The sequence below is a fragment of the Micromonospora sp. ATA51 genome (genome assembly GCF_016802855.1).
Classification (GTDB): domain Bacteria; phylum Actinomycetota; class Actinomycetes; order Mycobacteriales; family Micromonosporaceae; genus Micromonospora; species Micromonospora sicca.
On record NZ_JAEVHJ010000348.1, the window covers coordinates 1 to 6,690 of the forward strand.

Here is a 6,690-nt window from a genome sequence, read left to right on the forward strand (position 1 = left end):
CGGCGCTCGGACTGATCGTCGGATTCGTGCTGGCGCGGATGTCACTTGTGGCGGGGGTGCTCGATCCGTACCTGAAGATGTTCAACGCGTTGCCCCGGGGCGGCTCGTTGACGTGCTGGTGCAGGACGCTGAGCGGGTCCCCGGAGAACGGCGGGACGCCGGCGAGCATCGCGTAGAGCGTGCAGCCCAGGCTGTAGAGGTCGGTACGGGGGTCGACCGGCCGGCCGAGCGCCTGCTCCGGTGACATGTACGAGCCGGTCCCCAGCTTCGTCGCCGGACCGGTGAGGGTGTTCTGCCCGCCCGCCCTCGGGAGCCGGGCGATGCCGAAGTCGCAGATCTTCACCGTGCCGGACGGAGTGACGATCAGGTTGCCGGGTTTGACGTCCCGGTGCACCACCCCGGCCGCGTGCGCGGCGGCGATTCCGTCGCAGGCCTGCATCGCGATCGACACCGCCTGTCCGACGGGGAGCGGGCCGTCGGCGATCAGCGCCGCCACGGTCCGCCCCTCCACCAGCTCCATCACCAGGTAGGAGTCGTCCGCCTCGGTGCCGAAGTCGTACACGGCGACGATGTGGGGGTGGGTCAGCCGGGCCGCCGCACGGGCCTCGCGGTCGAAGCGTTCGGCGGCCATCGGCTCGTCGAGGCCGGCCGCGGTGAGCACCTTGATCGCCACCGGCCGGTCCAGCCGCAGGTCCCGCCCCCGCCACACCTCGCCCATGCCGCCGGTGCCCAGCAGCTCCTCGGGCAGGTAGCGGCCATCCAGCAGACGTCTCAGCACCACGTCACTGTTTCCAGCCGCGGTCGTGGTTACACGGGGCGGCCGCTGGTGCGCCGGCCGGAATCGGGGTGGTCGGACGGGTCAGGTCTCCCGTTGGACGGTGTCGGAATGCATCGGGGCCGTCGGGGTAGGAGAACAGGCAACAACCCCCCGAAAGTGAGGTGTGATCCCCATGCCGACCGCGCGCGAGATCATGACCAGTGACGTGACCTGTGTCCGGGAGCAGGACGACCTCAAGGCCGCCGCCCGCCGGATGGCGGAGCTCGGCGTCGGCTCGCTGCCGATCTGCGGCGACGACAACCGGCTCAAGGGCATGTTGACCGACCGGGACATCGTGGTGAAGGTGCTCGCCGAGGGCAGCGACCCGGGCACCGTGACCGCCGGTGAGCTGGCCCAGGGCGAGGCGGTGACGATCGGCGCGGACGACGACGCGGCCGAGATCCTGCGGACCATGGGCAAGCACAAGGTACGCCGGCTGCCGGTGATCGACGGGCACGAGCTCGTCGGGATCGTAGCCGTCGCCGACGTGGCCCGGTCGCTGCCGGAACGCCCGGTGGGCGACCTCATCGAGGCCATCTCCGAGCGCTCCTGACCCGGCCCCCGCACACCCGTCGCCGCCCCTCCGGCCCACGCCGGGGCGGGCGGCGATCCGCTTCCGGTCGCCGTCAGGCCGGTGGGGTCAGCGGTGCGGTCTCGCCGCGCAGGATGGTCCGGACCTGCCGGATGAAGCCGCGGCGGCGGGCCTCCGCGATGAAGTTGCGCAGCGGCGAGCGGAACACCGGGTAGTCGTCGTAGTGGATCGGCACGGTCAGCTTCGGGCGGATCAGCTCCACCACGTCGGCACCCTGCTGGGCGTCCATGGTGAGCAGGATGCCGGCGATCCTGGTGCCGCCGAGGTGGATCAGCATGGCGTCGATGTCCGGGTACCGCTCGGGGATCCGGGCGAGCTGCGGGCGGCTCAGCGTGTCCCCGGTGACGTAGAGCCGGAACTCCGGCGACCCGCCGCGTACCAGGTCGGTCATCGTGCCCATCACGTCGGGCAGCAGCCGGTCCAGCACGCCGGGCCCGTGCTGCCCGGGCAGCGAGGTCAGCCGCAGCGTGGCGTCGCCGTGGTGCAGCTCGTACGAGTCCCAGGTGGGCAGGCCCTGCGCCGCCCCGAACCCCCAGCGGCGCAGCTTCTGTTCCGCCTGCGGCGTGGTGACGATCGGCAGCGACGGGTCCAGCCCGCGGCGGGCCACCCGGTCGAAGTGGTCGCCGTGCAGGTGGGACAGGACCACCGCGTCCAGGGTGGGCAGTTCGGGGATGGTCAGCGCGGGCTCCGTGCTCCGCTTCGACCACAGCCCCCGACCCAGGTACGCCCGCTGTCCCCGGTGCAGGAAGTTCGGGTCGGTGAGCAGGGTGAAACCCCCGATCCGGAGCAGGGTGGTGGCGGTGCCGATGAACGTCACCTCGGGCTGGTCGCTCGCCATGGTCGGGTCCTACCCGCCATCGGTGCGGGCATGCGGCTCGGCCGACGGTCGGACGCCGGGCTGCGGGAGGCGGTCGACGAGCCGGGTCAGGGCGCCGTTGGCGACGGTGGCGCCGAGCGCGGAGCCGGCGGCGATGGACCAGCCCACCGGGCCGAGCGGGGTGCAGCCGAAGAACTGGCTGACCCCGGGCGTCTGCACCACGGCGACCAGCACGCCGATCGACGTGGCGGTGGACGCCAGTACCGCGGGGCTGGTGCCGCCGGCCAGCACCGTCTGCCCGAGCTGGGTGCCGACCAGGGAGGCCAGGGCGACCGTGCCGGCCCGCCGACGTCGGCCGGTGTACCGGGCCAACGTCCAGCCGGCGGTCGCGCCCAGCGTGGTGGCGGTGGCCCGCAGCCCGATCTCCCGGGTCATCGTCTCGCCCAGCGAGGTGTCCGGACCCTCGCGCAGCAGGTCTTCGGCCCCGTCGGCGGCGGGCGGCCGGACCGCGATGGCCAGCGCCGGCGCCAGGTCGGTGAGCAGGTTGACCAGGAGCAGTTGTCGGCCGGTCAGCGCGGACCGGCCGGTCGACGCGGCGGTCAGCACGCTGAACCCGATCTCGCCCAGGTTGCCGCCGACCAGGATGCTCAGCGCGTGGCGGACCGAGGACCACATCGCCCGCCCCTCGACCAGGGTGGCGATGATGGTCTCCAGCCGGTCGTCGGTGACCACCAGGTCGGCCGCGGCGCGGGCCGCCGGGGTGCCGCGCTGGCCGAGGGCGATGCCCACGTCGGCCAGCCGGATCGCCGGCGCGTCGTTGGCGCCGTCCCCGGTCATCGCCACCGTCCGGCCGTGCCGCTGCAAAGCCTGGATGATGCGTACCTTGTGGGCGGGGGTGCAGCGGGCGACAACGTCGGTGTTGGTGAGCCGCTCGGCCAGGGCCTTGTCGTCGAGCCGGTCCAGCTCGGTCGCGGTGACCACGCGCTGCTCGCCGTTGTCGGGACTGATGATCGATGCGATCGCCTCGGCGGTGGCCGGATGGTCCCCGGTGATCATGATGGTGTGCACGCCGGCCTGCCGGATCCGCCGCACGGCGGGCGCGGCGCTCTCCCGGACGCCGTCGGCGAGCGCCAGGAAGCCGACGAAGACCAGCCCCTCGACCTGCTCGTCGGTCACCGTCTCCGTGCCGACCGCGCACTCGCCGACGGCGAGGACCCGGTGCCCGGCCCCGGCCCGTTCGGCGAGCATCCCGTGCAGCTCCGCCCGGCCCGCCTCGTCCAACGGCTCGTCCCCAGCGGCGGTACGCCGGGCCGCGCAGCGCGGCAGCACCGTCTCGGGGGCGCCCTTCACGCTCAGCAGCAGCCGGCCTTCGGTCCGTCCGACCGTGGCGTGGTAGCCCCGGGACGGCTCGAACGGCAGCCCGCCCACCGCCTCCCACTCCGCCGCGCCGGTCCGTTCCGTCACCCCGGCGGTGTCCGCGCCGCGGCGTACCGCCCGGTCGGTCTGCTGGGGCAGCTCGTCCGGTTCGGGCGCGGCGGGGGTGGCGCGCAGCGCGGTGGCCAGGGTCAGCTTGAGCGGCTCGTCCAGCCGGTCCGGCGGGGCGTGCCGGCCACCGCCGTCGCCCACCCCGGCGAGCAGCAGTTTCCCCTCGGTGAGCGTGCCGGTCTTGTCGAAGCAGAGCACGTCGACCCGGCCCAGCGCCTCGATGGTGCGCGGGTTGCGGACCAGCGCGCCGTGCTCGGCGAGCCGGCGGGCCGCGGCCAGCTGCGCGGCGCTGACCAGGAACGGCAACCCCTCCGGCACCGAGGCGACGGCCAGGTTCGCGGCGGTGGCCGCCGTCTCCGCCAGCGGTACGCCCCGGAGCAGCCCCGCCCCGGCCACCGCGATCGCCGACCCGGCGGCGAGCGGCAGCGCGGCACTGGTGAGCCTGCCCAGCCGGGTCTCCACGCCGCTGGCCGGGGGTGCCTGGCGGGCCAGGGCGAGGCTGCGGCCCGCCTCGGTCTCCTCCCCGGTCGCCACGACCACGGCGGTGCCGTGCCCGGCGGCGACGGTGGTGCCCTCGTACAGCATCGACCGCCGGTCGGCGACGGCGGCGGCCACCACCGGGTCCGGGGTCTTGCCGACCGGCAGCGACTCTCCGGTCAGCGACGACTCGTCGGCCTCCAGCCCGTCGGCGGTGAGCAGCCGGCAGTCGGCGGGGATCGCGTCGCCGGGGCCGACCGTGACCACGTCGCCGGGCGCCAGGTCCTCCGCGGCGACCACCTGCTCCGCACCGTCGCGGAGGACCCGCGCGGTCACCGCCGCGCGGGTCAGCAGCTCGGCCAGGGAGCGTTCGGTGTTGCGCTGGTGCACCGCGCCGATCAGCGCCGACCCGCCCACCACCCCGCCGACCAGGGCGGCGTCGACCAGCGAGCCGAACGCGGCGGAGAGCACCGCCCCGGCGGCGAGCACCGGGGTGAGCGGGTTGGCCAGCTCGTCGACGAACACCCGGAGCAGCCCGGACGGTCCGGCGGCCTCGCCGGTGACGCCATCGCGCCGGCGGGCCGCCTCGGCCGTGCTGAGCCCGTCCGGACCGGTGTCGAGCTGTCGCAGCACGGTCTCCACCGGCATCAGGTGCCAGGCGGTCACCGGCGGCACGGACCGGCGGGTGCGGTCCGGCAGCCGCCGGGCCCGCCACACGCCGTGCGCGAAGGCGAGCGCGGCGGCGCCGTTCACCGCGGCCAGGGCCCGGCCGGGGAGCTGCTGCGGGTCGGCGGTGAACGCGCCCAGCGCGCCGAGGCCACTGCCGGCCATCCCGATCCGGATGTTCTGCCCGGTCATCCGGCGGGCCACTCCGGTCGCCTCGATCAGCAGCGCGGGGATCCGCAGGTCGACGCCGACCAGCAGGTGGGCGCCCCACGGCGGGAGGTCGTCCGGGTCGGCGACGCCCAGGCCGCAGTCGGCGGCACCGAGCGCCGAGCGGTCGCCGGAGACCAGCATGACCACCGCGCCGTCGCGTTGCAGGGCGCGTACCGACTGGGTGAGTCGCGGGCCGCCGGGCAGCACGGCGTCGGCGAAGTCGTACCGGCCGTCGTCGTCACCGCCCACCACCAGCCGCAGTCCGGCCTGGCGGGCGGCGGTGGGGAGGGCGTCGACGCCGGGTGCCGGTGCGGGTTCCACCCGCAGCACCGCGGCGAGGGTGTCCCCCTGGGCGAGACCGAGCAGGGTGCCCCCGTCCTCCCGGAGCCGGCGGCTGTCCGGGGTGTCGCCGGGGTCGTCGGCGTCGATCCGGTCCAGTGGCCCGAGCCGCCACCCGTCGGCCTCCCGCAGCCCGTCGGGGGCCTCCGGGTCGAAGAGTGCGAAGGCCCGCGCGGCGACCTGACCGGTGTCCGCCCCGGGCAGCGGCGCCAGGTCGGCCAGCACGCCCCGGTCCGAGCCGAGGACCGCCGCGTCCAGCACCACCGTGTCGATCCGGTCGAGTTCCCGCAGCACGCTGCGGTCCATGACGATCACACCGCGCCGGGCCAGCATCCGGCCGAGCTGCGCCGCATATCCTTCGCGGCCGCTCCCCGGGGCCTTGGGCAGCGCGGACAGCGCCAGCGCGGCGGCCCGCTTCGGGCCGGCCACCGGGACCGCGACCGCGCCGGCGGCGGCGCCCGCGGCGAGCGACCGGGTCACGTACCGCTCGGCCGGCCCCGGCGGCGTCGGACAGGGGCGTTCGCCGGCGGGTACCCGGGCGACCGCCCGCTCCGGGTCGCCCGTCAGCCTCGGCTCGGCCTTCGACCAGGCGGCGAGCTGGGCGCGGGCCTCACCCCACTGCACCACCCGCTGCACGCCGTCCAGCACGATCCCGGTCCAGCCGCCGGCGAGCCCCTGGGCCACCGCCTCGGCGAGCGGGAAGAGCAGTTGGGCGCGGGGGTCCGCGCGCAGGCCCCGGTCGGCGAGGGCGTGCAGTTTCGGGTGCAGGTCGACTGCGGTGAGGAAGCCGGCGACCTCGCCGGGGACCGGTGTGAACGGCAGGATCCGGGTGGCCGCCGAGATGGTCAGGCCGAGCGCGTCGGAGGCCAGCGCGCCGAGGGTGCGGGGGGTGCGCGGCCCCTCCTCGGGCGGTTGCGGAGGCGCGACCTCAGGGTCGGGTTCGTGCGGGCAGACCCGCTCGGTCCGGGCGATCGTGGTGATCAGGTCGCGCAGCTGCGGCTTCGGCTCCTCGACGGCCACCACCACCCGGCCGGAGGGGGCGTTCACCCGGGCCCAGGCCACCCCGGGCATCCGCTCCAACGTCTGCTCGACCTGGCGGGCCAGCCGGTCTCCGCCGTCCTGGCAGACGCCGTGCACCTCGATGTGGTGCCGGCCGTCCCGGGACCACACCCGGCGGCGGGTCAGCCCGGCCACCCGGGCCAGCCGCGCCGCGACGTCGCCCACGCCGCGTGCGGTGTCGGCGACGGCCGCCGGCACGGGTGTCCGCCCGGCCAGGTCCCGCACGGC

Annotated in this window: 4 protein-coding genes; 1 reads left to right on the forward strand and 3 read right to left on the reverse strand. The window is 75.8% G+C overall.

The window, feature by feature from the left end; genetic code table 11:
• Positions 1-781: serine/threonine-protein kinase (locus JNW87_RS32535; RefSeq protein ID WP_238454997.1), on the reverse strand; the 781-nt coding region annotated here is incomplete at its 3' end.
• Positions 782-950: 169 nt separating this feature from the next.
• Here JNW87_RS32535 and JNW87_RS32540 point away from each other — a divergent pair.
• The gene (locus JNW87_RS32540; protein WP_238454998.1) at positions 951-1,370 is read left to right on the forward strand and encodes a CBS domain-containing protein; all 420 of its coding nucleotides are present in this window, start codon (positions 951-953) and stop codon (positions 1,368-1,370) included.
• Between the two features lie 73 nt (positions 1,371-1,443).
• On the opposite strand, the gene JNW87_RS32545 is transcribed toward JNW87_RS32540, so the two are convergent.
• Together JNW87_RS32545 and JNW87_RS32550 are read right to left on the reverse strand one after the other, a co-directional pair.
• Entirely contained in the window at positions 1,444-2,247 is an 804-nt protein-coding gene (locus tag JNW87_RS32545) for an MBL fold metallo-hydrolase (protein WP_238454999.1), read from the reverse strand.
• 9 nt (positions 2,248-2,256) lie between these two features.
• Positions 2,257-6,687 carry an HAD-IC family P-type ATPase gene (locus JNW87_RS32550; protein WP_238455000.1) on the reverse strand — a complete coding sequence of 1,477 codons (4,431 nt, stop codon included), beginning with the start codon at positions 6,685-6,687 and terminating at the stop codon, positions 2,257-2,259.
• Positions 6,688-6,690 lie beyond the last annotated feature (3 nt).

What these genes read in the sequence shown, in the direction of transcription:
- JNW87_RS32545 (WP_238454999.1), bottom strand. Translation starts at nt 2,247, where the DNA reads ATGGCGAGCGACCAGCCCGAGGTGACGTTCATCGGCACCGCCACCACC.
- JNW87_RS32540 (WP_238454998.1), top strand. Translation starts at nt 951, where the DNA reads ATGCCGACCGCGCGCGAGATCATGACCAGTGACGTGACCTGTGTCCGG.